A 26,401-nucleotide genomic window follows, 5' to 3' on the forward strand; every position below is an offset into this window, starting at 1 on the left:
CGGCACCCTATGCCGCATCGATTCACAGGAGCCCCCCATGAAAGGCAACCCGGACGTCATCGCCTGCCTGAAGGAACTGCTGCGCGGCGAGCTCGCTGCCCGCGACCAGTACTTCATCCATTCCCGCCGCTACGAGGACCAGGGCCTGTTCGCGCTGTACGAACGCCTGAACCACGAGATGGAAGAGGAAACCCAGCACGCCGATGCGCTGCTGCGCCGGATCCTGTTCCTGGGCGGCGACCCGGACATGCGCCCGCATGCCACGGAGCCGGGCAAGACCGTGGAAGAGATGCTGCAGAAGGATCTCGACACTGAATACGCCGTTCGGAACAATCTCGCCGCCGGCATGAAGCTGTGCGAGGAGAAGGGTGACTACGTGAGCCGCGACATCCTGCTGGCGCAGCTGAAGGACACCGAAGAAGACCACGCCTGGTGGCTGGAACAGCAGCTGGGCCTGATCAAGCGCATCGGCCTGGAGCTGTACCAGCTGAGCAAGATCGACGGCAGCGGCGCCCCGGCGCACTGAGCCGGCCCCGCTTTTTGTAGAGCCGAGCCAATGCTCGGCTGCCTTCCGGTAGAGCCGACCGCTGGTCGGCTGGTTTTCGTTGGAGCAGCCGACTAACAGTCGGCTCTACCAGAAGCGGGAAGCAGCCGACCAGCGGTCGGCTCTACCGGGAGCCAAAGGCAGCCGACCCGCGGTCGGCTCTACCGGAAGCACAGCGTTCTGTCGCCCGCCAGCACCGGAGCACCGCCAGCCAGCCTTCGCCCGCCAGCTGCTCCATTGCCCGCCAGCCGACAACGAAAGAGCCGGGGAATGCCCCGGCTTTTTCGTGTCCGGAGTCGTATCCGTTTTCAACGAAAACGGCTCTGACCCCATTGGGATGGAAAACGCCAACCGAGGTTGGCGTCTACCGGGGTAATGCGTGTCAACCAAGGTTGACACCTACCAGGAGCGGTGCCTCACTCCACCGACAGCCCTTCCACCTTCTGCCAGCCGCGTGGCAGCAGGTGGCCGCGGGTGGCGCGGGCGCCGAGATAGGCGTCGAGCTCGTTGAACTTCAGGCCCATGGTGCGCTGGCCGCTGCGCACCTGCAGGGTCTGCCCCGGGCTGATCGCCACGATGGCGACCACGCGTTCGGTGGCGAGCTTGGCCTTCGGGATCTCGATGATCTTGTTGCCCTTGCCCTTGTCGAGTTCCGGCAGGTCGTTGGCGGCGATCGCCAACAGGTTGCCCGAACTGGTCACCGCCACGATGCGGTCGGTGGCGACGTTGGCGACCACCGACGGGGTCAGTACCGAGGAGCCGGCCGACAGGTTCAGCATCGCCTTGCCGGCCTTGTTGCGGCCGATCAGGTTCTCGAAGCGGGTGACGAAGCCATAACCGTGGCTGGAGGCCAGCACGAAGCGGGTGTCCGGCTCGGCGCTGGCCAGGGTCACGAAGCTGGTGCCCGGTGCCGGCGAGAAGCGGCCGGTCAGCGGTTCGCCATTGCCACGCGCGGAGGGCAGGGTGTGCACCGGCGTCGAGTAGGCGCGGCCTTCGCTGTCGAGGAACGCGACCTGCTGGGTGCTGCGTGCGCGCACCGCGCCCTGCAGCCCGTCGCCTTCACGGTACGACAGCGCGGATGCATCGACGTCGTGGCCCTTGGCGGCACGGATCCAGCCCTTCTCCGACAGCACCACGGTCATCGTTTCGCTCGGCACCAGCTCGGTCTCGTCGATCGCCTGCGCCGCCTGGCGCTGCACCAGCGGCGAACGGCGTGCGTCGCCGAACTTCCTGGCGTCGGCGGTCAGTTCATCGCGGATCAGCTTCTTCAGCTTGGCCTTGCTGTCGAGGATGCCGAGGATCTTCTCGCGCTCCTTGGCCAGTTCATCCTGCTCGCCGCGGATCTTCATCTCTTCCAGGCGGGCCAGCTGCTTCAGCTTGGTTTCCAGGATGTACTCGGCCTGTTCCTCGGACAGTCCGAAGCGCGCGATCAGCGCGGCCTTCGGCTCGTCTTCGGTACGGATGATGTGGATCACCTCGTCCAGATTGAGGAACGCGACCAGCAGGCCTTCCAGCAGGTGCAGGCGGCGCTCGACCTTCTGCAGGCGGTGCTGCAGGCGGCGGGTGACGGTGTTGCTGCGGAAGGTCAGCCATTCGCTGAGCAGCATCTTCAGGTTCTTCACCTGCGGACGGCCGTCCAGCCCGATCACGTTGAGGTTGACGCGGTAGCTGCGCTCCAGGTCCGTGGTGGCGAACAGGTGGCCCATCAGCTGGTCGGCGTCGACACGGTTGGAACGCGGCACCAGCACCACGCGCACCGGGTTGGCGTGGTCGGATTCATCGCGGATGTCTTCCAGCCACGGAAGCTTCTTGGCGCGCATCTGTGCGGCGATCTGCTCGATCACCTTCGACGGCGACACCTGGAACGGCAGCGCCGTGATCACGATGTTGCTGGCTTCCCTGGTGAAGGTCGCGCGTGCACGCACGCTGCCGTTGCCAGTCTCGTAGATGTTGCGCAGGTCATTGGCCGCAGTGATGATTTCGGCGCTGGACGGATAGTCCGGGCCCTGCACGTGTTCGCACAGGTCGCGCACGCTGGCATCGGGGTTGTCGAGCAGGTGCAGCAGCGCGCTGACGATCTCGTTGAGATTGTGTGGCGGCACGTCGGTGGCCATGCCCACGGCAATGCCGGTGGTGCCGTTGAGCAGCAGGTGCGGGAGCCGCGCCGGCATCCAGGTCGGTTCCTGCAGGGTGCCGTCGAAGTTCGGTGCCCAGTCGGTGGTGCCCTGGCCCAGTTCGCCCAGCAGCACTTCGGCGATCGGGGTCAGCTTGGATTCGGTGTAACGCATCGCCGCGAACGACTTCGGGTCGTCGCTGGAGCCGAAGTTGCCCTGGCCCTCGATCAGCGGGTAGCGGTACGAGAACGGCTGCGCCATCAGCACCAGCGCTTCGTAGCACGCGCTGTCGCCGTGCGGGTGGTACTTGCCGATGACGTCGCCGACGGTGCGCGCGGACTTCTTCGGCTTGGACGCGGCATTCAGGCCCAGCTCGCTCATCGAATAGATGATGCGGCGCTGCACCGGCTTCAGGCCGTCGCCGATGAACGGCAGGGCACGGTCCAGGACCACGTACATCGAGTAGTCGAGGTAGGCGCGTTCGGCGTACTCGCGCAGCGGCAGTTGTTCGAATCCGTGGAACACGGGACGGGCAAGTTCGGTCATGCGGCGTTGTTACCTATGTCGGGAGGCGGCGACGGCGGTCGCCGCTCGCAATCCTGTGATTATCCGGATGCGGCGGGGGATGCCAAGCCGCGCGCAGGGTCCAGCCCGGTTTCCAGGCCGTGGCCGGCCCGCGCCAGGTAGCGCCCCGGCGGCAGCCCGAAGTGGCGGCGGAACACGGTGACGAACGCGCTGGCGCTGCTGAAGCCCAGTGCATGGGCGATGTCGGCGACGCTGCGGCCATCGGTCAACTGGCGCAGGGCTTCGGAGAGCCGGGCCTGCTGCCGCCACTGGGCGAAGCTGAGCGTGGTCTCGTCGCGGAAGTGGCGGGTCAGGCTGCGCGGTGACAGGCCGGCCCAGTGCGCCCATTCGGCCAGGCTGCGTTCGTCGGACGGGTCGGCCAGCAGCTGCGAGGCGATCTTCAGCAGCCGCCGGTCATGCGGCATCGGCAGATGCATGCGCTGACGCGGCGCGGTGCGGATCTCGTCCAGCAGCACCTCGATGATGTGCTGGCGCTCGGGCGTGGTGTCATCGCCCAGCGGCCATTCGCAGATGCGCTCGGCCAGCGCCTGCGCCAGCTTGGACAGGCCCAGCACGCAGGGGTCGGCGGGCAGGGCGGCACAGGCGGGTGCGGCCAGCGCCATGCCCCAGCCGCGCAGCGGCCCGTCGAGGGTGACCGTGTGCGGCTCCAGCGGCGGCATCCAGCCGGCCGAACCCGGCGCCAGCGACCAGGTGCCGTGCGAGGTGCGGGTGGTCAGCAGGCCGCGCTCCACGTAGATCAGTTGCGCGCGCTGGTGATGATGCCAGTCCACTTCACGGACCAGTCCCTGCGGGCTGTCGAAGCGGTAGGCGACCACCGATGGGCCGTCGTTGCGCTCGAACCAGTCCAGTGCATCGTCCCTGAGCAGGCGTTTGGGAGCGGGGATTTCTGCCTTGTTCATCATGTCTGCTGGCTGAAATGTGTCATCCATTGGCTGGATTGTACTACCGGGCCACCTGACCAGGTCATTAAGGTAGGCGCCTTCACCGATCCAGCCCACTGCTGCAACACAGCATTCGATGCCAGATCGAATATTTCCATTGAGAAATATTTTTTTTGGAAGAGAATGCTCCCCCATGATCTGTCCTGCAACCACTCCCCCCAGCTTCGGCCTGCTGCTGCGCCAGGTGCGCGACGGCCTGGTCCGCCAACTCGACGCGTCCATGGCTGAAGAAGATCTGGGCATCGGCTTCACCCACTACATCGGGTTGAAGGTGCTTTCGAACATGGCACCGTGCACCGCCAACGAACTGGCCCAGGCCATCGATCAGGTGCCCAGCGCGGTGACCCGGCTGCTGGACAAGCTCGAAGCGCTGGGCTGCGTCCGCCGCGAACCGCATGCGCAGGACCGGCGGGCATTGCAGATCGTGCTGACCGATGAAGGCCGCGCGCTGTGGGCGCGCCTGAAGCTGCGTGGCGACGCGGTGATGGATTACGCCCTGCGTGATCTTTCCGCCGACGAGCGCACGCTGCTGCTGTCCCTCCTTACCCGAATCCGCGATTCACTGACGACCCCATGAACCCGATCCCGCATTCCACTCTCCGCCGGTCCGGGCGCGCGCTGCTGGTGTCAGCGCTGGCCCTGGCCCTGGCCGCCTGCGCCAGCAGTCGTGGCCTCAACCCGCAGGGCCACGTGCTTGACGTGGACAGCCTGCACAGCGAACGCACCCTGGCCGACACCGACCTGAGCGCCACCGGCTTCCCGGCGCAGGACTGGTGGAAGGCACTGGGTGATGCGCAGCTGGACGCGCTGGTCGCCGAGGGCCTGGCCGGCCACCCGAGCCTGGACGCCGCCGATGCCCGCCTGCGCCAGGCCCAGGCCCAGGTCGGCACCGCACGTGCCGACGAACTGCCGAGCCTGTCGGTGTCCGGTGGCTACACCGGGCTGCGCCTGCCTGAGTCGATGGCAGGCAGCGAGATCGGTGGCCATTACGCCGGCAGCAGCCAGGTCGCCTTCGACTTCAGCTACGGCGTGGACCTGTGGGGCGGCAAGCGCGCCGCCTGGGAAGCCGCCGTGGACGGTGCGCACGCCGCCACCGTTGAAGCGCAGGCCGCCCGCCTGAACCTGTCCACCGGCATCACCCAGGCCTATGCCGACCTGGCCTACGCGTGGCAGCTCAACGACGTGGCCGAGGAAGAGCTGAGCCGTTCACAGAAGTCACTTGAGCTGACCCGCCAGCGCCGCCGCGCCGGCATCGACAGTGATCTGCAGGTGCGCCAGGCCGAGGCCCGCGTGCCGGCCGCGCAGCAGCAGGTGCAGGCCGCCCAGCAGCGTATCGACGCTGCCCGCACCGCACTGGCCGCGCTGGTCGGCAAGGGCCCGGACCGTGGCCTGTCGATCCAGCGCCCGCGGCCGCTGAATCCGGTGGCACTGCAGCTGCCGGGCGTGCTGCCCAGCGAACTGCTTGGCCGCCGCCCCGACATCGTGGCCGCACGCTGGCGCGTTGAAGCAGCCGACAAGCAGATCAAGGTTGCCAAGACCAAGTTCTACCCGAGCTTCAACCTGACCGCGCTGGCCGGCGTGGTCGCCCCGAATGTGGGCGACCTGCTGAAGAGCAGTTCCACCTTCGCCTACATCGGCCCTGCGCTGAGCCTGCCGATCTTCGAAGGCGGCAAGCTGCGCGCCAACCTGGCCAATACCGATGCGCAGTACGACCTGGCGGTGGCCAACTACAACCAGACCGTGCTCGATGCGCTGCGTGATGTGGCCGACCAGGTCAACGCGGTGCGCTCGCTGGCACAGCAGGCGCAGTCGCAGCAGCAGGCGGTGGACACCGCACGCGCTGCCTTCGACCTGGCCCAGCAGCGCTACCGCGCCGGCATCGGCAGCTACCTGGACGTGCTGACCGCGCAGTCCACCCTGCTGCAGTCGCAGCAGCAGCTGGCCGGCCTGCAGTCGCAGCAGGTGCAGTCCTCGGTGCGCCTGAGCAAGGCGCTGGGCGGTGGTTTCCAGCCCACTGACGCCGACCGCGCACCGATCGCCTCCCATTCCGATTCCTCGCATTCCTGAAGATCTCCGACATGAGCCAGACCCAAGACACCGCGGCCCCGGCCGCCCCCAACCGCCGCGGCAACCTGCTGCGCGGCCTGTTCGTGATCGTCGTGCTGCTGCTTGCCGCTTTGGCGCTGTGGTACTTCATGTTCGGCCGTTGGTTCGAAGAGACCGACGATGCCTACGTGCAGGGCAACCAGGTGCAGATCACCCCGCTGGTGGCCGGCACCGTGGTCGCCATCAATGCCGATGACGGCATGCGCGTGGAGCGCGGCCAGCTGCTGGTGCAGCTGGACCCGTCCGACACCGCGGTGGCGCTGCAGCAGGCCGAAGCCAACCTGGCCAGGACCGTGCGCCAGACCCGTGGCCTGTACCGCAGCGTGGAAGGCGCGCAGGCGGAACTGAACGCCCGGCAGGTGACCCTGAAGCGCGTGCGCGACGACTACGCCCGGCGCAAGGACCTGGCCGCCACCGGCGCCATCTCCAACGAAGAACTGGCCCACGCCCGTGACGAACTGGCTGCTGCCGAAGCCGCCGTGGCCGGTTCGCGCGAGACCGTCGAGCGCAACCGCGCGCTGGTCGACGACACCGTGATCGCCACCCAGCCGGACGTGCAGGCCGCCGCCGCACAGCTGCGTCAGGCCTTCCTCAACAACGCCCGCGCCGGCATCGTCGCGCCGGTCTCCGGCTACGTCGCCCGTCGTTCGGTGCAGGTCGGCCAGCGTGTGCAGCCGGGCAATGCCCTGATGGCCGTGGTGCCGACCGAGCAGATGTGGGTCGAGGCCAACTTCAAGGAAACCCAGCTGCGCCACATGCGCCTGGGCCAGGAAGTGGAGCTGAAGTCGGACCTGTACGCCGGCGACGTGAAGTACAAGGGTCGCATCCAGAGCCTGGGCCTGGGCACCGGCTCGGCGTTCTCGCTGCTGCCGGCGCAGAACGCCAGCGGCAACTGGATCAAGATCGTGCAGCGCGTGCCGGTGCGCATCGCCATCGATGCCAAGCAGCTTGCCGAACACCCGCTGCGCATCGGCCTGTCGATGAAGGCCGAAGTGAGCCTGCGCGACCAGAAGGGCGAAGTGCTGCCGAGCACCCCGGCCAAGGGCACGGTGTTCGACACCGACGTGTATGCCAAGCAGCTGCATGATGCCGACGAGGTGATCCACACGATCATCCAGGGCAACCTGCCGCAGCAGCAGGCGAAGGTGGGCTGAGGTCGCCATGTCCGCACAAGCTCCAGCCGCGCCCGGCGCTCCGGGCGCACCGGCGGCGCCGGCTGCGGCCTCCGGGTTCCTGCCCCCCAGCGTCGCCCTGTGCACCGTAGGCCTGGCGATGGCGTCGTTCATGCAGGTGCTCGACACCACCATCGCCAACGTCTCGCTGCCGACCATCGCCGGTAATCTCGGCGCCAGTTCGCAGCAGGCGACCTGGGTCATCACCTCGTTCGCGGTCAGCACGGCCATCGCGCTGCCGCTGACCGGCTGGCTCAGCCGCCGTTTCGGCGAACGCAAACTGTTCGTCTGGGCCACCCTGGCCTTCGTCATCACTTCGCTGTTGTGCGGCCTTGCGCAGAGCATGGGCATGCTGGTGGTGTCGCGTGCGCTGCAGGGTTTCGTGGCCGGCCCGATGTACCCGATCACGCAGTCGCTGCTGGTCTCGATCTACCCGCGCGAGAAGCGCGGGCAGGCCTTGGCGCTGCTGGCGATGATCACGGTGGTGGCGCCGATCTGCGGCCCGATCCTCGGTGGCTGGATCACCGACAACTACAGCTGGGAATGGATCTTCCTGATCAACGTGCCACTGGGCATCTTCGCTGCGCTGGTGGTGGGCAACCAGCTGAAGGGACGCCCGGAGCAGATCGAGAAGCCGAAGATGGACTACGTCGGCCTGGTCACGCTGGTGATCGGTGTCGGCGCGCTGCAGCTGGTGCTCGACCTGGGCAACGACGAGGACTGGTTCTCGTCGATGAAGATCGTGGTACTGGCCTGCGTGGCGGTGGTGACGCTGACGGTGTTCCTGATCTGGGAACTGACCGACAAGGATCCGATCGTCAACCTGAAGCTGTTCCGGCACCGCAACTTCCGTGCCGGCACGCTGGCGATGGTGGTGGCCTATGCGGCGTTCTTCAGCGTGGCGCTGCTGATTCCGCAGTGGCTGCAGCGTGACATGGGCTATACCGCGATCTGGGCAGGGTTGGCGACCGCGCCGATCGGCGTACTGCCGGTGATCATGACCCCGTTCGTGGGCAAGTATGCGTCGCGCTTCGACATGCGGATGCTGGCCACCGTGGCCTTCATCGTGCTGTCGATGACCAGCTTCCTGCGCTCGAACTTCAACCTGCAGGTGGACTACATGCACGTGGCCGGCGTGCAGCTGATCATGGGCATTGGCGTGGCGCTGTTCTTCATGCCGGTGCTGCAGATCCTGCTGTCGGACCTGGATGGGCGCGAGATCGCGGCGGGCTCCGGCCTGGCGACGTTCCTGCGCACGCTGGGCGGCAGCTTCGCGGCCTCGCTGACGACGTGGCTGTGGGCGCGGCGTACCCAGGTGCACCATGCCGACCTGACCGAGCACATCTCGGCCTATCAGCCGGGAATGCAGGAGCAGGTCACCGCAATGGGGCAGGGCGACCTGCAACATGGCGCGGCGGTACTGAACAACATGATCAACCACCAGGCATCGCAGATGGGTTTCAACGACATCTTCTTCCTGCTGGGCTGGATCTTCCTGGCGATCATCACCTTCCTGTGGCTGGCCAAGCCGCCGTTCGGTGCGGGTGCCGGTGCGGCCGCCGGCGGCGGACACTGAAACTCCCTGGAAACACCGTGCTGTATTTTGACCCCGCCGCCAGGCGGGGTCCTTGCTTGTGCTACGCAGATCGCACGGACCGTGTCATCGGAGCATTGCAACGATGCAGGTTCAACGCGTGCGATAGACGCGCTTGAACACCACCCGATCACGGAACAATCGGGAAATGGCCCACATTCCCGCCACCAGAACGGCCGCGCCTGTGAGCCAGCCGGCAGTGGCCTGCAATTGGCTGCCGACCAGTGTGGCGCAGACAATGGCGGCGACAAAGACGAACATGACCGCCTCCCTGGATGCACCGTAGTGGACCTCGGCCTGGCATCCCACGCATACGGTTACGCCATGGTTCGAGCCGGTATGGCAGTGAGGGCAGATGATGCTGCGCTGCATTGGTGCGTCCTTTTGGGGAGAGGAGGGGCGCTGGTCAGGTCGTGGCGATACACCTGCAACCGGCTCCACCGAAAAGGAATCGGGTGGATATCTACTAGGAAAAGTACGAATTGAACGGCCAACGTGAAATGGGGCCCAAAAGCGGGCCGTCCAGGGGAGGGGGCCGACGCACGGGGATGCGGTATGCGCCAGTAGGCGATTCCCAGATGGTGCGAGATACGACAGTTCGATCGGTAGGTGGGACGCCACGTTCGCCAAACCCCGAAAACGAAAAAACCCGCTTTCGCGGGTTTGATCATCTTGAGTCGTGGTGCCCAGGAGAGGACTCGAACCTCCACGGTTTTACCCGCTAGTACCTGAAACTAGTGCGTCTACCAATTCCGCCACCTGGGCGACTCAGGAGATGAATTGTGCGGTACGGCAGAGAGTGTGTCAACAACATTTCACACTTTTTTCTGCGGTTGCACGCCCAGGTGGTGCAGCAGGCTGCGCATCGCCGGTGACAGCTGCGCCCACCCGGCGAAACAGGCGCACAGGCGGCGCTGTGCCCACCCATCGGCAAGCGGCACCGCAACGGTATGCGTACTGCGTCGATGCTGGCGCGCGATGCTCCGCGGCACGATGCCGACACCGATGCCGTGGCCGACCATGATGCAGACACCCTCGAAGGTCTTCATGCGGATGCGCACATCCAGGCGGCGCCCGATGTCGCGGGCCTGGTCTTCGATGTAGATCTGAAGCGCATTGCCATCGGCGAGGGCAACGAAGGTCTCGCCTGCGGCATCGGCGAAGGTCACGCTGCGCAGTGATGCAAACCGGTGATCGGCAGGAAGCAGCATCACCAGCGGATCTTCGGCGACCACATGCTGCTGCAGGCCGGCAGCGTCGACCGCATCACTGATGATGCCGGCCTCGGCCTGGCCAGCGATGATCGCGCGCACGACTTCGGGGCTGGTGCGCTCCAGCAGTTCCACGTGCAGGCGCGGGCGTTCGGCCAGCCACGGTGCCAGCCGCGGGGGCAGATAGTTGGTCAGCGCAGCGGTGTTGGCATACAGGTGCAGGGTGCCACGCGCGCCGTGCGCGAATGCCTGCAGCTCGCCGCGCAGCTGCGCCTGCTGCTGCACGATCAGTCGCGCATGGTGGGCGAGGGCGGCGCCGGCTTCGGTCAGGCTGACGCCACGCGGGTGCCGGTTCAACAACGCGGTGCCGGCGTCGGCTTCGATCGTGCGCAGGCGTTCGCTGGCTGAAGCCAGTGCCAGGTTCGCCTGCGCTGCGCCGGCCGTGATGCTGCCCGCCTCGGCAATCGCCAGGAACAGGCGCAGGTCGGCGATATCCATCCGCATGTGATGCCCTCATCGCAACGCCTGTGCCTTCGGATCAGCCGAAGGCGAGGCCGGGAAGACCGCATTGTGCGCCGAGTCGCCGGTCGATCCAATGAAGGCATGAATGAACCGATGTACTTCTATGTGCTGCTGGTGGTGGTGTTCGTGCTGGCCGGCGTGGTCAAGGGCGTGACCGGCATGGGGTTGCCGACGGTGGCGATGGGCCTGCTGGGCAGTACGCTGTCGCCGGTGTCGGCGGCGTCGATGCTGTTCATTCCCACCTTCGTCACCAATGCGTGGCAGCTGCTGTCCGGGCCGTCACTGGGCCCCATCGTGCGGCGGTTGTGGCCGATGATGCTCGCGGTGGTGGTGGTGACGCTGGGGTCGGCCGCGCTGCTGGTGCGGGTCGATCGCACTGGGTCGCGCGTTGCCCTGGGCCTGGCGCTGGTGGTCTATGCGGCCTATGCGCTGCTTGCGCCGGTGTTCCGCGTGCCGCAGCGGCGCGAGCGTTGGCTGGGGCCGCTGGTGGGGGCGTTGTCGGGCGTGGTGACTGGCGCCACCGGCGTGTTCGTGATGCCGGCCGTGCCGTACCTGCAGTCGCTGGGGTTGCAGCGCGAAGAGTTGGTGCAGGCGCTCGGGTTGGCGTTCACCGTGTCGACGATTTCGCTGACCACCGGCCTGGTGCTGCACGGTGCGTTCGGCATCCAGCAGCTGGGGCTGAGTGCACTGGCGGTGCTGCCGGCGCTGCTGGGCATGTGGTTGGGGCAGGTGATCCGGCAGCGGATCAGTGCGCGGGTGTTCCGCGCCTGTTTCCTTGGGTTCCTGCTGCTGCTTGGGCTGGAACTGGTGCTGCGGCCGCTGGTCTGACGGCGTTCGCGGTCGCCTTTTGCAGACCCGAGCCATGCTCGATTGATCATCACAGGGGTCGAGCATGGCGCGACTCTGCAAAGGCCCGAATTGCGGGCATGAAAAAACCCGCTTTCGCGGGTTTTTCTCATTCTCGACGTGGTGCCCAGGAGAGGACTCGAACCTCCACGGTTTTACCCGCTAGTACCTGAAACTAGTGCGTCTACCAATTCCGCCACCTGGGCGTCGAGGAGCGAAATTATGGGGTGTTGTTACGGAGGTGTCAACACCATGGTGAAGACACTCCGAACAGCGCCTCGCGGTGTCCTGCTCAAGGAAGGGGCGTTCCCGCGCTGGATCGCAGGCAAAAAAAAATCCCCGCCGAAGCGAGGAGTTTTTTCGTTGGTGCCCAGGAGAGGACTCGAACCTCCACGGTTTTACCCGCTAGTACCTGAAACTAGTGCGTCTACCAATTCCGCCACCTGGGCGTTCCAGAGGCGCAATTGTGAAGATGAATCCGGGGACTGTCAATGACTTCCTGAAATTATTTCATCCAACCCCTCCAGGGCGGGCGCTGACCCGTTCTGCACGCCATCAACGGCTACCATGTAGGGCGATGACTACCAAAAAACCAAGCAAGGGCGGGAGCAAGTCCCGCAGCCAGGCCCCGAACAAGGGCCCGAAGGCGGGCGCAGCCCGCACCGCCAAGCCGGGCAAGCCGCTGCCAGGCTGGTTCCCCGAATTGAATGAAGGCGGCACGCCGCCGCGCGGCCGCAAGGTCCGCAGCGCTGATGCGGCTGCACCCGGCCCGGCCCCGGGCCGCAAGCTGCCGCCGACCGGCAAGGTGATCGACGATCCCTATGCCGCCCGCGAAGCCGAGAAATACGAACAACCCATCGCCAGCCGCGAGGCCATCCTGGCCCTGCTGGAGCGTTGCGAAGGCCCGCAGACGGCCGAGGAGCTGGGCGCGCGCCTGGGGCTGACCGCACCGGACCGGGCCGAGGCGCTGGCGCGCCGGCTCGGTGCCATGGTCCGTGATGGCCAGCTGGTGCAGAACCGCCGTGGCGGTTTCGCTCCGATCCAGACCCTGAACCTGGTCACCGGCGTGGTGATCGCCAACCCGGAAGGGTTCGGCTTCCTGCGCCCGGTCGAAGGGGGCGACGATCTGTTCCTGCCGCCGTACGAGATGCGCAAGGTGATGCACGGCGACAAGGTGCTCGCCCGCGTGACCGGCATCGATCACCGGGGCCGTCGCGAAGGCAGCATTGCGCGCGTGCTCGAACGCGGCATGACCCGCCTGATCGGCCGCTTCAGCATTGAGATGGGCATCAACTACGTGGTGCCCGATGACAAGCGCGTGCAGCGCAACGTGCAGGTACCGCCGGACCAGACCGGTGGCGCGCGCGACGGCCAGCTGGTGGTCTGCGAACTGACCCAGGCCCCGGACAGCCGCCGCCCGCCGATCGGCCGCATCATTGCAGTGCTGGGCGACAAGCTGACCGCCTCGCTGGTGGTGGAGACCGCCATCCACGGTCACGAGCTGCCGTTCGAGTTCCCGCAGGAAGTGCTGGATGAAGCGGCCTCGGTGCCGCTGGTGGTCGAACCGGCGATGATCGGCGACCGCGTCGATCTGCGCAGCACGCCGCTGGTCACCATCGATGGCGAGGATGCCAAGGACTTCGACGACGCGGTGTACTGCGAGCCGAATGCCGACGGTTTCCGCCTGGTGGTGGCCATTGCCGATGTTTCGAACTACGTGCGCCCCGGCACGCCGCTGGACGAGGAAGCGCAGAAGCGTGCGACTTCGGTCTACTTCCCCGGCTTCGTGGTGCCGATGCTGCCGGAAACCCTGTCCAACGGCATCTGCTCGCTGATGCCGAAGGTCGACCGTATGTGCTTCGTCTGCGACATGCAGATCGACCGCGACGGCTTGGTCACGCATTCGCGTTTCTACGAGGCGGTGATGAACTCGCACGCGCGCCTGACCTACACCCAGGTGTGGAAGGCGGTGGGCGAGGACGATGCCGATACCAAGGCCTGGATGGGCAGCCTGCTGCCGCAGGTGCAGCGACTGCACCAGCTGTACAAGGTGCTGTCCAAGGCACGTGCCAAGCGTGGCGCCATCGAGTTTGAAAGCAGCGAGGTACGCTTCGTGCTGGACAACCGTGGTGAAGTCACCCAGGCCGGCATGCTGGTGCGCAACGACGCGCACAAGCTGATCGAGGAATGCATGATCGCGGCCAACGTCGAGGCGGCCAGGTACCTGCTGTCGCGCCACGTGCCGGCGCCATACCGCATCCACGAGAAGCCGCCGGAAACCAAGTACGCCGACCTGCTGGAATTCCTCAAGGAGTTCAAGCTGAGCCTGCCGCCGTGGTCGAAGGTGCGCCCGGGTGACTACACCAAGCTGCTGAAGAAGATCCGCGACCGCCCCGATGCGACGCTGCTGGAGTCGGTGTTGCTGCGCAGCCAGAGCCTGGCAATCTACAGCCCGGAGAACCACGGCCACTTCGGCCTGGCGCTGGAGGCCTACGCGCACTTCACCTCGCCGATCCGTCGCTATCCCGACCTGCTGGTACACCGCGCGATCAAGCATGCGCTGTCCGGCAAGCCGCTGGACAAGTTCACCTACAACGCCCGCGAGATGGCCGCGCTGGCGCTGCAGTGTTCCGAGCGTGAGCGCCGTGCCGACGAGGCCGAGCGCGAGGTCGACGAGCGTTACCGCGCGGCGTGGATGGAAAAACACGTGGGTGGCCAGTTCGACGGCGTGATCAGCGGCGTGACCAGCTTCGGCCTGTTCGTCGAGCTGGATGAGTCGAAGGTGCAGGGTCTGGTCCACGTGACCCAGCTGCCGCAGGACTATTACAAGTTCGACGCAACCCGCAAGACGTTGACCGGCGAGCGCCGCGGCGGCAGCTACCGGTTGGGCGACCGCGTGCGCATCCTGGTGCTGAAGGCCAGCATGGAAGAGCGCAAGATCGACTTCCGCCTGGTCGAGCACAAGGGTGAGGACGAGGGCGATGGCCTGCCGCCGCTGCCTGAGCGGGGCAAGCCGGCCAAGCGGAAGAAAGAGAAATATTGATGACCGTGGTAGTGCCGGCCGCTGGCCGGCATCCATGGCACCCTCGGCACCGACGGGTTGCCGGCCAGCGGCCGGCACCACCAGGAGACATCGCATGCAAGGCCAACCCGAATACAGCGGCGGCTGCCAGTGCGGCGCAATCCGCTTCCAGGCCCGTGGCGAGCTGACCCACAGCTCGATCTGCCACTGCCGCATGTGCCAGAAGGCCTTTGGTGCCTTCTACGCGCCCTTGGTGTCCGTACGCGGTGTGCAGTTCAACTGGACCCGGGGCCAGCCGCGCTATTTCCAGTCCTCCAACGTGGTGCGGCGCGGGTTCTGCGCCGACTGCGGCACGCCGTTGACCTACGAAGCGCCCGATGGCGTGGCGGTGGCTGCCGGCGCGTTTGACCAACCCGAACGCCTGCCGCCGACGATCCAGTACGGGGTCGAGCGCAAGCTGCCCTTCGTCGACAGCCTGGCCAGCCTGCCGGCCCGACGTACCGAGGAGGACATCGCGGCGCTGGATTTCCTGGCCACGATCGTGTCCCACCAGCACCCCGACCACGACACCCCGCACTGGCCGCCCCGCAGCCGTTGAGGTTTGTGTAGAGCCGAGTCCATGCTCGGCTGCCTTGAAGCGCGGCCGCCGCCGATGCTCTACCATAGCCACCCCCTTTCCGGTCCCCGCCCGCATGAGCAAGAACAGCCAGTGGATTGTCGGCGTCAACGCCGTCGCCTCCTCCATCGAGAACGACGCCGAGAACGTCCGCGAAGTGCTGGTCGAGGCCGGTGCGAAGAACCCGCGCCTGACCGAGATCGAGGAAAACGCGCGCCGCAAGGGCATCGACGTGCGCAAGGTGAACAGCCAGGCGCTGGACGGCGTCGGCGGTTCGGTGCGACACCAGGGCGTGGCCGCGCGCTATGCCGCCGCCCGCACCTACAGCGAGAACGAGCTGGAAGGCCTGGTCACTGCGGCCGAGGGCAAGGCCCTGCTGCTGGTGCTGGACGAGGTGCAGGACCCGCACAACCTGGGCGCCTGCCTGCGCTCGGCCGCTGCGGCCGGTGCAACCGCAGTGATCATCCCCAAGGACAAGTCGGCCACGGTCAACGCCACCGTGCGCAAGACCTCGGCCGGTGCCGCTGATCTGATCCCGGTGGTGGCGGTAACCAACCTGTCGCGCTGCCTGAAGGACCTGCAGAAGCAGGGCGTGTGGATCTACGGCCTGGCCGGTGAGGCCACCGCCTCGCTGTACCAGCTGGACCTGAAGGGCAACATCGCGCTGGTGCTGGGCGGCGAAGCCGACGGCCTGCGCCGCCTGACCCGCGAGAACTGCGATGGCCTGGTCAAGATCCCGATGCCGGGTGAGATCGAGAGCCTGAACGTCTCCGTCGCCGCCGGCGTCAGCCTGTTCGAGGCCGTGCGCCAGCGCGGTTGATCTGTAGAGCCGAGCCCACGCTCGGCTATCGCATACCCGATCAGGAAAGCAGCCGAGCATGGGCTCGGCTCTACAGAAGCCGCTATCCCGCGCTGCCACCCAGTGCCTTGAACAGGGTCACGTCGTTGTTCAGCTGGCCCTGGCGCACGCGCGCCAGCGACAGCTCGGCATCACGCCGGGTCTGCTGCGCTTCCAGCCAGGTGCGCAGATCGGTGGCGCCCACGCGGTAGCGCACTTCCTGCGCGCGCTCCACTTCCACCGCTTCCTCGTACGAAGCCTGCGAGGCAGCGACCTGGCGCGCCAGCTGCTCGCGCGCGGACAGTGCGTTGTCCACTTCCGAGAGCGCGGTGTACAGCGTCTTGCGGAAATTGGTCGCGGCGATCTGATAGCTGGTGCCGGCGATATCGGTATCCAGCTGCGCGCGCTGCAGGTTGAGGAACGGCAGTGACAGGCCCGCGCCCAGCGTGGCCACCGGATTGCGCAGTACATCGCCCAGCGAGGTCGCACTGGAACCGAGGCTGCCGGTCAGGCTCAGCGCCGGGTAGTACTGGGTGGCGGTGACCTTGATGGTCTTCAGGCTGTTGCGCAGGCGGAGTTCTGCCGCACGCAGGTCGGGGCGGCGGCCGAGCAGATCGGCTGGCAGCCCCTCGACAATGCGCGGGCTGCGTGCGCCCAGCAGGTCCTGCGGTTCGTCCTGTTGTGGCCAGGGTGTGCCGTCCAGCAGCACGGTCAGTGCGTTGCGCACCTCCACCCGCTGCTGTTCCAGCGCGCTCTGCGAGGAGCGCTGCGATTGCAGGTTCTGCAGCGCCTGGCGTACTTCCAGGCGCGATACCGCACCGGCGTCGAAGCGGGCCTGCACCAGTTCGCGGGTGCGCTCCAGCCGCTCCAGATTGGCCTGGCCGGTGGCGATCGACTGGTTCAGGTAGGCCAGGTTCCAGTACTGGGTGATGGTGTCGCTGATCACCAGCAGGGCGGTATTCTGCCGGTCTTCCTCGCTGGCTTCGGCTTCCCAGCGGGCGATGTCGCGCTGGGTGCGCAGGCGTCCCCACAGATCGACCTCCCAGCCCAGCGAAACGCCGGTGGAATAGCTGCGGCGCCAGTCGTCGGCCTGGTCGGTGGCGCGGCTGGCATTGCCGCTGACGCCCGATGACGAAGGCTGCGGCCACAGCGCGTTGCTGGCCAGGCCGGCCTGCAGGCGTGAACGCTGCACGGCCAGGCCGGCGGCGGCCAGGTCGCTGTTGGCGGCCAGCGCCTGCGCCACCAGGCGGTCCAGGCGTTCGTCGCCGAAGCCGGTCCACCAGGTGTCCTGGCGGATGTCGTGGCCCGGTGTGTCCAGGCTGCTGCGCGGGTCGTCGGCCGGTGCGTTGAGGGTGGCATCGCCACGCCCATACTGGGCCGGCACGTCGGGATCGGCCACCGGATAACGGCCGACCGAGGCGCAGCCAGACAGGGCGAGCAGAACGGCACCCGCCAGCAGCCGGCGCGAGGGGGCAGGGAAGGGCAGTCGGATCATCATCTTCATTCGCGGGCTAGGGCCTCTACCGGGTCGAGCTGCGCGGCGTTGCGCGCGGGCAGGAAGCCGAACGCCACGCCGATCAGGGTCGAGCAGGCGAAGGCGGCAACGATCGAGGCGGTGGAGAACAGCACCTGGAAGTCGCTGGCGAAGCGGCCGATCATTGAGCCCAGCAGCAGGGCCAGGCCGATGCCGAGCACGCCACCGAGCAGGCACACCAGCACCGCTTCGATCAGGAACTGCTGGCGGATATCACTTTGTCGTGCACCGACGGCCATGCGCACCCCGATCTCTCGGGTGCGCTCGGTCACCGACACCAGCATGATGTTCATCACGCCGATGCCGCCGACCAGCAGCGCGATGGCGGCGATGGCACCGATCAGCAGGGTCATCGTGCGCGTGGTCTGCTCGATGGTGTCGCGGATCTCGGCGCTGTTGCTGAGGAAGAAATCCTCGGTGCCGTGGCGCATCGTCAGCAGGCGGGTGATCGCTTCCTGAGCGGCATCCATCGGTGTGTTGTCGTCCACGCGCACGGTGATGCTGGAGACATGGCTCTGGCCGAGCATGCGCGACATCACCGTGGTGTAGGGCACCCACACGCTGAGGCTGGTGCTGCCACCGAAGCCGAAACTCTGGCGCTTGGCCACGCCGACCACGCGTGCCGGCACGTTGCCGAGCAGGATCACCTGCCCGACCGGGTCGACATCAGGGAAGAACTGGGTCTGGGTGTTCTCGTCGATCACCGCCACCTGGCCCAGGCCCTTGACCGCATCGGCATCGAAGAAGCTGCCACTGAGCAGAGTCACGCCCTTGACCCGGAAGAACTGCTCGCCGACGCCGCTGACCTGCGCAGTGGAAGACTGGTTGCGGTAGCGCGCAGTGACCGAGGTCGACACGCTGGGGGTGGCGCTGTCCACGTAACTCTGCTTCGCCAGTGCGTCGGCATCGCTGGCCTTGAGCGTCTGCATCCGCGCCGAGCGCATGTCGCCGAAACCGCGGCCGGGGTAGACGTCGATGGTATTGGTGCCGAGCGCGCTGATGTTCTGCAGGATCTGCTGCTGCGAGCCGTTGCCCAGGGCCACCACCGAGACCACTGAGGCGATGCCGATGATGATGCCGAGCATGGTCAGGAAGGTGCGCAGGCGATGGGCGTTCATCGCCAGCAGCGCCATGCGGAACGCTTCGGTGAAGCGGTCGCGGGCCGCCCGCCAGCTGTTGCCGTGGGCGACGCCGGTACTGGCTTCGCGCTGGGCGCGGTAGCTCGGCGCATCCGGATTGGCGCGGTCGGCGATGATCTCGCCATCGCGGATCTCGATGATGCGCTGTGCGTGCCGGGCCACGCTCATGTCGTGGGTGACGATGATGATGGTGTGGCCTTCGGCATGCAGTTCGCCGAGGATCGCCATCACTTCCTCACCGGATTTCGTATCGAGCGCGCCTGTCGGTTCGTCGGCCAGGATCACCTCGCCGCCGTTCATCAGGGCGCGTGCGATCGACACGCGCTGCTGCTGGCCACCGGAGAGCTGGCCTGGCTTGTGATGCATGCGGTCGCCCAGCCCCAGCCGCTGCAGCAGTTGCTCGGCACGCGCGTTGCGCACCGGGCCGGGACTGCCGGCATACACGGCCGGCACTTCCACATTGCCGCGCGCGTCGAGGTCGCCGAGCAGGTGGTAGCGCTGGAAGATGAAACCGAAATGTTCGCGGCGCAGTTCGGCCAGTTCGTCCGGCTCCATCTTTCCGGTTTCGCGGCCGGCCACCTGGTAGCTGCCCCGAGTGGGGCGGTCAAGGCAGCCGAGGATGTTCATCAGCGTTGACTTGCCCGAGCCGGACTGGCCGACGATGGCGACCATCTCGCCGGCGTGGATGTCGAGATGGACGTCGCGCAGCACGGCGATCACATCGTCGCCGGCCGGGAATTCACGTCGCAGGTCGCGCAGGCGCAGCAGCGGCGCCGTCGTGCTCATCGGCGCCCCATGCCCGGGCCGCCGACCCGCATCTGCATGCCGCCGCGGTTGCCGCCGCCGGCGCTGGCACCGGCCGCACCGGCTTCGCCGACCACCACGCGCTCGCCTTCCTTCAAGCCGGACAGGATCTCGGCCGAGGCGCCGTTGTTGATGCCCACGGTGACCTTGCGCGGCTGCGGCTGGCCCTTGTCGTCCAGCACCCGCACCATCCGCTCATCGCCACGGCGCTTCGGTCCCAGTGCCACCGCCGGCACCATCAGCACGCCCTTGGCCTGCTTGAGCAGTACCGAGACCTGCGCGGTCATGTCGATGCGCAGCGTGCCGTCCGGGTTTTCCACATCAAACAGCGCGTTGTAGTAGACCGCGCTGCTGGAGCTGGAGCTGGAGGAACTGCTGGAGCTGGACGAACTCTCGTTGGCGATCGAGGCCGGCGCCGGATTGATCTGGCGCAGCGTGGCGTGATACTTGCGGTCCGGGTCGCCCAGGGTGGTGAAGTACACCGGCATGCCGGGCTTGATCTTGACCACGTCGGCCTCGGAGATCTCGGCATTGACGGTGACCACGTCCAGCCGCGCCAGCATGACGATGGTCGGTGCGGTCTGGTTGGCGTTCACGGTACGGCCTTCCTCGGCCACCACCGCGACCACGGTGCCGTCCATCGGCGCGGTGATGCGGGTGTAGGCCAGGTTGGCGCGGGCGGTGCCCAGCTCGGTTTCGCGGCCCTTGATCTGCGCCTCGTAGGACTGCAGCTGGGCGCGGGCGGTCTTCAGCTGTGCTTCGGCGGCATCGTATTCCTGGCGTGAGGTGGCCTCGGCGGCCAGCATCTGCTGCTGGCGCGCGAACTCCAGTTCGGCCTGGCGCAGGGTGGCTTGCTGCACCGCGCGCTGGGCGGTGACCTGGTCCAGCGAGGCCTGCGCGTTGAGCACCTGGTTCTGCTGGGTGGTGGCATCGATCTCGGCGATCAGGTCGCCTTCCTTCACGGTGTCGCCCAGCTGTACCTTCAGCGACTTGATCTGGCCCGACGCCTGCGCGCCCACGCTGACCAGCTTGTAGGCGTCGATCACGCCGGTGGCATCCACCGTTTGTTCAATGTCACCGCGGCTGACCGGCGAGGTGGCCACCGCCGGGGCGGCGGGCTTGCGCAGCAGCCACCAGGCGGTCGCGGCGATGATCAGGGCGAGCAGGGCGATCAGCATCAGGCGACTCCGGCGGGTCGCTGGCAGCAGGCGGAACGTCACGTCGTGGCTTCACTCTCGAGGCCGCGAGGGCGGCGTTGGTGGGCATTGTGAAGACCGGGCGATGGATGGCTCAATCCTCGGGGCATGTCTGTATGTAACACTGTCGGTGAACAGGCGTAACCACAGGTATCCCGCCCACGGGTGGATACACTGGTACGCATTGCCCCGGATGCGGTTCAGCTGCCGACACGGGATGATCGCGACATGGAGACTGAAAACCCGATGCATCGACTGCTGATCGTCGACGACGACAACGACATCCGCACGCTGCTGGCCGAACAGCTCGGCCGCGCCGGCTACCAGGTGAGCACTGCGGCCGATGGCACCGCCATGCGCCAGCTGCTGGACCGCGAGCACGTGGACCTGATCGTGCTGGACCTCAACCTGCCACGCGAGGATGGTCTGACCCTGTGCCGTGACCTGCGTGCGCGTTCGAACACGCCGGTGATCATGCTGACCGCGCGCGCCGAGCCGATCGACCGCGTGCTGGGCCTGGAAATGGGCGCCGACGACTACCTGGCCAAGCCGTTCGAGCCGCGCGAGCTGCTGGCGCGCATCCGCAACGTGCTGCGCCGGACCGAGGCGCTGCCGGCCAACCTGGAACCGCTGGCGGTACGCCGCGCGCGTTTCTCGCGCTGGGTATTCGACCTGGAGCATCGCCACCTGGTCGATCCGGATGGCCGCGTGGTGGTGCTGTCCGGCGCCGAGTTCCGCCTGCTGCGGGTGTTCATCGCCCACGCCAACAAGGTGCTGTCGCGCGAGCAGCTGGTCGCGCTCAGCAGTGGCCGCAACTACGAGGCTCAGGATCGCGCGATCGACCTGCAGGTCAGCCGCCTGCGCAACAAGCTGGGCGACGATGGTGGCCCGGATGGACTGATCAAGACCGTGCGCAACGAAGGCTACGTGCTGGCCTCGTCGGTCAACCTGGAATAAACCGCGATGAAGCGCCTGCGCCATTTCCTGTCCTCGATGGTCGGGCGGTTGTTCGTGATCCTGCTGCTGGGCATGGCGGTGGCTGCGATCGGCGCGACCATGCTGGCCACCTCCAAGCGCCAGCAGGAGTTCGAGCGGCAGAACCTGAACCGCATCGCCGACCGCCTGCAGGGCTACGTCAACCTGCTGGACGGCAATCCGGAGCTGCGCGAGCGCCTGCTGGCGATCGGCGGGCCGAGCGTGCGCGCGCTGCAGCCGGGCGCACGCCTGGGGCGGGCCGACACGGCGCTGATGGAAGTACTGGAAGACCGCCCCGGGCCGGTGTCGCGCGCGCACGTGCACTTCGCTTCGTTCCGCTCCTGCATTCCCAAACTGCAGGAGCTGCTGCCGCCGCCGCCGCCGGGCCACCGGCGGCCGCCGCGCGAACGCGACCCCGCGTTCATCCCGCCCAAATGCCGTGCAGTGGACGTGACCCTCAACGACGGCACGCTGCTGAAGCTGGCGCTGGACTCGCCGGCGGTGGCGCACAACGGCATCCTCGCCGTGGACCCGTGGTTCCTGACCCTGCTGGTGCTGGCGATTGCCGTGCTGGCCTATATCGTCTCGCGCATGGCCAGCGCGCCGCTGCAGGAACTGGCCGCAGCCGCAGAAGACCTTGGCGATGACCTGCAGCGCGACCCGTTGCCACTGCGCGGGCCGCGCGAAGTGCAGCGTGCCGCCGAAGCCTTCAACGCCATGCAGCACCGCCTGCAGCGGCACCTGGCCGAACGCACGCAGATGCTGGCGGCGATCACCCACGACCTGCAGACGCCGCTGACACGGCTGCGCCTGCGCCTGGAGAATGTCAGCGACGAGGCCCTGCGTGAGCGCCTGATCGGCGACTTGGCGGCGATGCAGGCGCTGGTGCGCGAGGGCCTGGAACTGGCGCGCAGTGCCGAGAGTGCCGAGCAGCGCGCCGCACTGGACCTGGATTCGCTGCTGGAGAGCATTGTCGAGGACGCCGCCGAAGGCGGCGGTGATGTGGTCTTCGAAGGCGGCAGTGGTTCGGTGCTGATGTTGCGTCCGTTGGCGATGCACCGCCTGTTCTCCAACCTGGTGGACAACGCGGTGATGTACGCACAGCGGGCACGGGTGCGGGTTGAGCGCAGCGGCGGTGCGATTACCGTGGTGGTGGCCGATGACGGCCCGGGCCTGGCCGAGGAGCAGCTGGAGGCGGTGTTCGATCCGTTCGTGCGGGTGGAGACCTCGCGTTCGCGCCAGACCGGCGGAGCCGGCCTGGGCCTGACCATCGCGCGCGCCCTGGCCGAGAAGGACGGCGCCCGGCTGTGGCTGCGCAACCGGGCCGAGGGAGGGCTGGAAGCCGTGGTGCAGTGGCCGGCCAGTGCGCAGGTGGTGGCACCCGGCCGCGCCGGCTGAGCCGGGAGACTGCAAACGGTGACGCCGGGGCCGGGGTTTGGCCTATCATCTGCGCATCTCCCCAGTCTCGCCCCGATGAGCCAGCCCGTTCCCGCCGGCATGCCATTGCACGCTGTCCGGCTGTCCTCGCACGCAGCCGCGTCCTGCAGCCGCACCTGGCCGCCGCCGCTGCGGTGATGGGCGGGCAGGGGAACGAGAGGCACTGGGCGGAGTGCTGCGCATCAGGCGCCAGGCGGGTACTGCGGCAGGGCCTGTTGTGGTTGCTGCTGGCCCTCGCGCAGCCGTTGGCTGCGCAGGAAGGCGCGCCGCCGCTGCGCGACTACGCCATTGATGTATGGACCTCGCGCAATGGCCTGCCGCACAACTCGCTGCGCGACATTGCGCAGACACCGGAAGGCCATCTGTGGTTCGCCACCTGGGAAGGGCTGGTGCGCTACAACGGCCTGGATTTCACCGTGTTCGACCGCAGCACGCGCCCGGGCCTGCGCGACAACGGCATCGGCGCTCTGTTCGTCGACCGCCAGGGCGGACTGTGGATCAGCGATTCACGCGGCAACGTCAGCCACCGTGGCAGTGATGGGCAATGGCGGGTCTGGGAGCACCAGGCCGATACGCCGCAGGTGCTGATCCAATCCATGCAGATGGACAGCCAGGGTCGGCTGTGGCTGCTGTACGAAGGCAAGGGCATCGGCTACCTGACGCCGGACAGCGGCATTGTCTACCAGGCGCCGGCGGCGGACCTGCCGATGGCGATGAGCTTCACCAGGCTGGTGGTCGATGCGCAGGACCGGGTCTGGGTCGGTACGCTGGACGGGCTGGTGCTGCGCGACAACGATGGCGTGCTCAAGCGCGCCCCCGCTGCGTGGGGGCTGGGTGCCGGCAGTGGCCTGTCGTGGCCCTACCGTGCGCCGGATGGCGCGTTGTGGATCGTCGCCGGTGAGCGCCTGTACCGGGTAGAGGACGACCAGCTGGTGCTGGTGCACCGCCTGCCGGGCCAGCTGCACATGACCTCGATGCTGCAGGACCGGCACGGTGACCTGTGGCTGGGCACCGAGAACCAGGGCCTGCTGCGCATCTCCGCACATGGCCTGGAGCGACTGCCGGCCGGCCTGAACCTTCCGGGTGGACGCGTGGTCAGCCTGCGCGAGGATGCCGAAGGCAGCATCTGGGTGGGCGCCAACGGCGGGCTCTATCGCCTGCGCGAAACTCTGTTCAGCAGCTACACCGAGCGCGATGGGCTCAGTGGCGACTACGTGCGCACGGTATTCGAGGATCGCGATCGCCAGCTGTGGGTCGGCAGCGCCAGCGGGCTTGACATGCGGACCGCGGACGGCCGTTTCCGGGCGATGCCGCTGCACAACCGCGGCGGCAAGGCACCTTCGGTGCTGAGCCTGGCACAGGGGCCGGACGGGGACCTGTGGGTCGGAACCTTCGGCGATGGTGTCTACCGGCTCGGCCGCGACGGCCACCTGCGCCACAACTACGCCGCAGCCGACGGCATGCCGGGTGGCAACATCCGTGCGATCAGCGTTGATCCGCAGGGCGTGGTCTGGGCCGGCACGCAGAAGGGCGTGGTGCGCATCGACGGCGACCGGGTGCAGGTCTCGAACGTGCCGGGCATGCCCGGCGGCCTGATCACCGCGCTGGAGCATGACCATCAGGGCAACCTGTGGATCGGCACCATCGAAGGTATCCGCGTGCTGCGCGGCGACCACGTGCAGTCGATCGACCTGGCGCCGCTGGGCGGTGGCCGCAGCGTGTTCGGCTTCCACCAGCTGGGCGACGCGATGTGGATCAGTAGTGATCGCGGCCTTTACCGCTGGCGCAGCGGCAGGCTGGCGCGGGTGGGGCTTGAGCAGGGCATGCCGGTGGATGCGGTGTTCCAGCTGGTGCCGGATCGCCTTGGCAATGTGTGGATCAGCAGCAATCGCGGCGTGTTGCGCACCGATATGGCCACCCTCAACGCCGTGGCCGATGGCCGCACGCCGCGGGTGTGGGTGGAGCGCTACAACGAGATCGACGGCATGGCCAATGCACAGGCCAACGGCAGCTCCAGCCCATCGGCGATCCTGCGCCAGGACGGCACGTTCTGGGTGGTCACCGCGGGCGGCCTGAGCACGGTCGACCCGCAGCGCCTGCAGCGTTTCCGCGAGCGGCCATCGCCGCCGGCCGCGATCGAGAGCGTGCAGGTGGATGGCGCGCCGGTGCATTGGGAAGGGCCGGATCGCAACCATGTTCCAGGGGGGCGCCGGTTGGCGGTGAGTTATGTCGGCCTCAGCTACCTGATGTCTGACCGGATCCGCTACCGCACGCGGCTGGACGGGCTGGATGCGGGCTGGGTCGAGCGCGGCCCGCAGCGCAGCGTTGAGTTCGTCGGACTGCCGCCGGGCGATTACACCCTGCATGTGGCAGCCGCCCATCCCGGCGGCAGCTGGGGCCAACAGGAGGCGGTGTGGAGCTTCACCGTGGAGCCGTTCTGGTGGCAGCGCCGCAGCGTGCAGGTGCTGGCGGGGATGCTGCTGCTGGCTGGACTGGTGGCGCTGTACCGGCTGCTGCTGCAGCAGCTTAAGGCCAGCAACCTGCGCCTGGCACGGCGGGTGGACGAAGCGACCTTCGACCTGCAGGCCAAGACGGTGCACCTGCAGGCGCTGAACCAGGAAAAGACCGAACTGGCCGAGCGCCTGGCGCGCCAGGCCGAAGCCTTCGAGCGGCAGGCCCGCGAGGATGCCCTGACCGGCCTGGCCAATCGCCGCGCCTTCGACGAAACGCTGGCGCGTGACTTCGCCCGGTCACAGCGCAGTGGTCATCCGCTGTGCCTGGTGGTGCTCGACATCGATCACTTCAAGGACGTCAACGACCGACACAGCCACAGCATCGGCGATGCCGTGCTGGTGCAGGTGGCGTCACTGATCGCAGCGGCGTGCCGCGACTCCGACCTGCCGGCGCGCACCGGCGGCGAAGAGTTCGCGCTGCTGCTCAACGACACCCGCCTGGAGGAAGCCGCACAGCTGTGCGCGCGCCTGCGTGGCCTGTTCCATGATCATCCCGATTGGGCCGGCGTGGCGGGCCTGCGTGTCACCTTCAGCGCGGGCCTGGTAGAGCTGGATGCCGACGACCGTACCCCGGCGCTGCTGTACCAGCGCGCCGACCGCGCGCTGTACCGCGCCAAGAGCGACGGCCGCGATCGCACGAGCATCGGTTGAGTTCATCCACGCCTGGCGTGGATCTACTGCGCGGTGGGGTG

At 67.4% G+C, this 26,401-nt stretch carries 19 protein-coding genes and 3 tRNA genes; 12 read left to right on the forward strand and 10 right to left on the reverse strand.

From position 1 onward, the window contains the following. The first annotated feature begins 37 nt into the window (after positions 1-37). Positions 38-526, forward strand: a complete 489-nt coding sequence (gene bfr / locus KXV01_RS02115) for a bacterioferritin (protein ID WP_005415872.1) — start codon at positions 38-40, stop codon at positions 524-526. 434 nt (positions 527-960) lie between these two features. Here bfr and parC read toward each other — a convergent pair whose 3' ends face one another. Continuing rightward, positions 961-3,204 carry a DNA topoisomerase IV subunit A gene (gene parC / locus KXV01_RS02120; RefSeq protein ID WP_111096475.1) on the reverse strand — a complete coding sequence of 748 codons (2,244 nt, stop codon included), beginning with the start codon at positions 3,202-3,204 and terminating at the stop codon, positions 961-963. A 59-nt stretch (positions 3,205-3,263) separates the two neighbouring features. Continuing rightward, entirely contained in the window at positions 3,264-4,145 is an 882-nt protein-coding gene (locus tag KXV01_RS02125; RefSeq protein WP_263467484.1) for an AraC family transcriptional regulator, read from the reverse strand. 172 nt (positions 4,146-4,317) lie between these two features. Here KXV01_RS02125 and emrR point away from each other — a divergent pair, with 172 nt between their 5' ends. Genes emrR through emrB form a run of 4 tightly spaced genes read left to right on the forward strand, consistent with a single transcriptional unit; the run spans position 4,318 to position 9,038 of the window. Further along, positions 4,318-4,761 (forward strand): multidrug efflux system transcriptional regulator EmrR, encoded by a 444-nt coding sequence (gene emrR / locus KXV01_RS02130; protein WP_005415875.1) that lies wholly within the window; start codon positions 4,318-4,320, stop codon positions 4,759-4,761. Then, positions 4,758-6,251: a multidrug efflux transporter outer membrane subunit EmrC gene (gene emrC / locus KXV01_RS02135; protein WP_049412200.1), complete on the forward strand. Its 1,494-nt coding sequence runs from the start codon at positions 4,758-4,760 to the stop codon at positions 6,249-6,251. The genes emrR and emrC overlap by 4 nt, the downstream gene beginning before the upstream one ends. Positions 6,252-6,262: 11 nt before the next feature. Continuing rightward, the gene (emrA, locus tag KXV01_RS02140; RefSeq protein ID WP_049438442.1) at positions 6,263-7,444 is read left to right on the forward strand and encodes a multidrug efflux MFS transporter periplasmic adaptor subunit EmrA; all 1,182 of its coding nucleotides are present in this window, start codon (positions 6,263-6,265) and stop codon (positions 7,442-7,444) included. Positions 7,445-7,451: 7 nt separating this feature from the next. Continuing rightward, the gene (gene emrB, locus KXV01_RS02145; RefSeq protein WP_263467485.1) at positions 7,452-9,038 is read left to right on the forward strand and encodes a multidrug efflux MFS transporter permease subunit EmrB; all 1,587 of its coding nucleotides are present in this window, start codon (positions 7,452-7,454) and stop codon (positions 9,036-9,038) included. Between the two features lie 111 nt (positions 9,039-9,149). Here emrB and KXV01_RS02150 read toward each other — a convergent pair whose 3' ends face one another. From KXV01_RS02150 to KXV01_RS02160, 3 genes are all read right to left on the reverse strand, one after another. Beyond that, a complete protein-coding gene (locus tag KXV01_RS02150) occupies positions 9,150-9,428 on the reverse strand; it encodes a hypothetical protein (RefSeq protein ID WP_263467486.1) in 279 nt (92 codons plus the stop codon). Positions 9,429-9,736: 308 nt separating this feature from the next. After that, a tRNA-Leu gene (locus KXV01_RS02155) sits at positions 9,737-9,821 on the reverse strand. A 50-nt stretch (positions 9,822-9,871) separates the two neighbouring features. Continuing rightward, positions 9,872-10,771, reverse strand: a complete 900-nt coding sequence (locus KXV01_RS02160) for a LysR family transcriptional regulator (RefSeq protein WP_049413260.1) — start codon at positions 10,769-10,771, stop codon at positions 9,872-9,874. A gap of 99 nt (positions 10,772-10,870) precedes the next feature. On the opposite strand from KXV01_RS02160, the gene KXV01_RS02165 reads away from it, so the two are divergent. After that, positions 10,871-11,617, forward strand: a complete 747-nt coding sequence (locus tag KXV01_RS02165) for a sulfite exporter TauE/SafE family protein (RefSeq protein ID WP_049413258.1) — start codon at positions 10,871-10,873, stop codon at positions 11,615-11,617. Positions 11,618-11,756: 139 nt separating this feature from the next. On the opposite strand, the gene KXV01_RS02170 is transcribed toward KXV01_RS02165, so the two are convergent. Both KXV01_RS02170 and KXV01_RS02175 read right to left on the reverse strand, forming a co-directional pair. Beyond that, positions 11,757-11,841: transfer RNA gene (locus tag KXV01_RS02170), tRNA-Leu, on the reverse strand. A 158-nt stretch (positions 11,842-11,999) separates the two neighbouring features. Beyond that, positions 12,000-12,084, reverse strand: a tRNA-Leu gene (locus tag KXV01_RS02175). Between the two features lie 128 nt (positions 12,085-12,212). On the opposite strand from KXV01_RS02175, the gene rnr reads away from it, so the two are divergent. From rnr to rlmB, 3 genes are all read left to right on the forward strand, one after another. Further along, entirely contained in the window at positions 12,213-14,678 is a 2,466-nt protein-coding gene (gene rnr / locus KXV01_RS02180; RefSeq protein WP_049411299.1) for a ribonuclease R, read from the forward strand. A gap of 94 nt (positions 14,679-14,772) precedes the next feature. Further along, complete coding sequence (locus KXV01_RS02185; protein ID WP_049411297.1) at positions 14,773-15,255, forward strand: GFA family protein; 483 nt, start codon at positions 14,773-14,775, stop codon at positions 15,253-15,255. A 94-nt stretch (positions 15,256-15,349) separates the two neighbouring features. After that, positions 15,350-16,093: a 23S rRNA (guanosine(2251)-2'-O)-methyltransferase RlmB gene (gene rlmB, locus KXV01_RS02190; RefSeq protein WP_005408775.1), complete on the forward strand. Its 744-nt coding sequence runs from the start codon at positions 15,350-15,352 to the stop codon at positions 16,091-16,093. Positions 16,094-16,175: 82 nt separating this feature from the next. Here the strand turns inward: rlmB and KXV01_RS02195 are convergent, their stop codons facing one another. From KXV01_RS02195 to KXV01_RS02205, 3 genes are read right to left on the reverse strand one after another with little or no spacing between them, the layout of a single operon-like run. After that, positions 16,176-17,615, reverse strand: a complete 1,440-nt coding sequence (locus KXV01_RS02195; protein ID WP_099495054.1) for a TolC family protein — start codon at positions 17,613-17,615, stop codon at positions 16,176-16,178. Continuing rightward, a complete protein-coding gene (locus KXV01_RS02200) occupies positions 17,612-19,570 on the reverse strand; it encodes a MacB family efflux pump subunit (protein ID WP_263467487.1) in 1,959 nt (652 codons plus the stop codon). Before KXV01_RS02200 ends, KXV01_RS02195 begins: the two co-directional genes overlap by 4 nt. Next, positions 19,567-20,808: an efflux RND transporter periplasmic adaptor subunit gene (locus tag KXV01_RS02205; protein ID WP_049438234.1), complete on the reverse strand. Its 1,242-nt coding sequence runs from the start codon at positions 20,806-20,808 to the stop codon at positions 19,567-19,569. Before KXV01_RS02205 ends, KXV01_RS02200 begins: the two co-directional genes overlap by 4 nt. A gap of 204 nt (positions 20,809-21,012) precedes the next feature. Between KXV01_RS02205 and KXV01_RS02210 the strand changes: the two genes are divergently transcribed. The 3 genes from KXV01_RS02210 to KXV01_RS02220 all read left to right on the forward strand — a co-directional run bounded on the left by KXV01_RS02210 (position 21,013) and on the right by KXV01_RS02220 (position 26,360). After that, complete coding sequence (locus KXV01_RS02210; protein WP_005415886.1) at positions 21,013-21,741, forward strand: response regulator; 729 nt, start codon at positions 21,013-21,015, stop codon at positions 21,739-21,741. Between the two features lie 6 nt (positions 21,742-21,747). Next, complete coding sequence (locus KXV01_RS02215; RefSeq protein WP_049411285.1) at positions 21,748-23,157, forward strand: ATP-binding protein; 1,410 nt, start codon at positions 21,748-21,750, stop codon at positions 23,155-23,157. Positions 23,158-23,333: 176 nt separating this feature from the next. Next, entirely contained in the window at positions 23,334-26,360 is a 3,027-nt protein-coding gene (locus tag KXV01_RS02220; RefSeq protein ID WP_263467488.1) for a ligand-binding sensor domain-containing diguanylate cyclase, read from the forward strand. Positions 26,361-26,401 lie beyond the last annotated feature (41 nt).

Origin of the sequence: Stenotrophomonas sp. Ps181, assembly GCF_025697425.1 — a bacterium.
In the GTDB taxonomy this organism is placed as follows: Bacteria; Pseudomonadota; Gammaproteobacteria; order Xanthomonadales; family Xanthomonadaceae; genus Stenotrophomonas; species Stenotrophomonas sepilia.

What these genes read in the sequence shown, in the direction of transcription:
- emrC (WP_049412200.1), top strand. Translation starts at nt 4,758, where the DNA reads ATGAACCCGATCCCGCATTCCACTCTCCGCCGGTCCGGGCGCGCGCTG.
- KXV01_RS02125 (WP_263467484.1), bottom strand. Translation starts at nt 4,145, where the DNA reads ATGATGAACAAGGCAGAAATCCCCGCTCCCAAACGCCTGCTCAGGGAC.
- emrR (WP_005415875.1), top strand. Translation starts at nt 4,318, where the DNA reads ATGATCTGTCCTGCAACCACTCCCCCCAGCTTCGGCCTGCTGCTGCGC.
- KXV01_RS02165 (WP_049413258.1), top strand. Translation starts at nt 10,871, where the DNA reads ATGAATGAACCGATGTACTTCTATGTGCTGCTGGTGGTGGTGTTCGTG.
- KXV01_RS02160 (WP_049413260.1), bottom strand. Translation starts at nt 10,771, where the DNA reads ATGCGGATGGATATCGCCGACCTGCGCCTGTTCCTGGCGATTGCCGAG.
- KXV01_RS02185 (WP_049411297.1), top strand. Translation starts at nt 14,773, where the DNA reads ATGCAAGGCCAACCCGAATACAGCGGCGGCTGCCAGTGCGGCGCAATC.
- rlmB (WP_005408775.1), top strand. Translation starts at nt 15,350, where the DNA reads ATGAGCAAGAACAGCCAGTGGATTGTCGGCGTCAACGCCGTCGCCTCC.
- KXV01_RS02195 (WP_099495054.1), bottom strand. Translation starts at nt 17,615, where the DNA reads ATGAAGATGATGATCCGACTGCCCTTCCCTGCCCCCTCGCGCCGGCTG.
- emrA (WP_049438442.1), top strand. Translation starts at nt 6,263, where the DNA reads ATGAGCCAGACCCAAGACACCGCGGCCCCGGCCGCCCCCAACCGCCGC.
- bfr (WP_005415872.1), top strand. Translation starts at nt 38, where the DNA reads ATGAAAGGCAACCCGGACGTCATCGCCTGCCTGAAGGAACTGCTGCGC.
- KXV01_RS02150 (WP_263467486.1), bottom strand. Translation starts at nt 9,428, where the DNA reads ATGCAGCGCAGCATCATCTGCCCTCACTGCCATACCGGCTCGAACCAT.
- emrB (WP_263467485.1), top strand. Translation starts at nt 7,452, where the DNA reads ATGTCCGCACAAGCTCCAGCCGCGCCCGGCGCTCCGGGCGCACCGGCG.
- rnr (WP_049411299.1), top strand. Translation starts at nt 12,213, where the DNA reads ATGACTACCAAAAAACCAAGCAAGGGCGGGAGCAAGTCCCGCAGCCAG.
- parC (WP_111096475.1), bottom strand. Translation starts at nt 3,204, where the DNA reads ATGACCGAACTTGCCCGTCCCGTGTTCCACGGATTCGAACAACTGCCG.
- KXV01_RS02215 (WP_049411285.1), top strand. Translation starts at nt 21,748, where the DNA reads ATGAAGCGCCTGCGCCATTTCCTGTCCTCGATGGTCGGGCGGTTGTTC.
- KXV01_RS02210 (WP_005415886.1), top strand. Translation starts at nt 21,013, where the DNA reads ATGGAGACTGAAAACCCGATGCATCGACTGCTGATCGTCGACGACGAC.
- KXV01_RS02200 (WP_263467487.1), bottom strand. Translation starts at nt 19,570, where the DNA reads ATGAGCACGACGGCGCCGCTGCTGCGCCTGCGCGACCTGCGACGTGAA.
- KXV01_RS02220 (WP_263467488.1), top strand. Translation starts at nt 23,334, where the DNA reads ATGGGCGGGCAGGGGAACGAGAGGCACTGGGCGGAGTGCTGCGCATCA.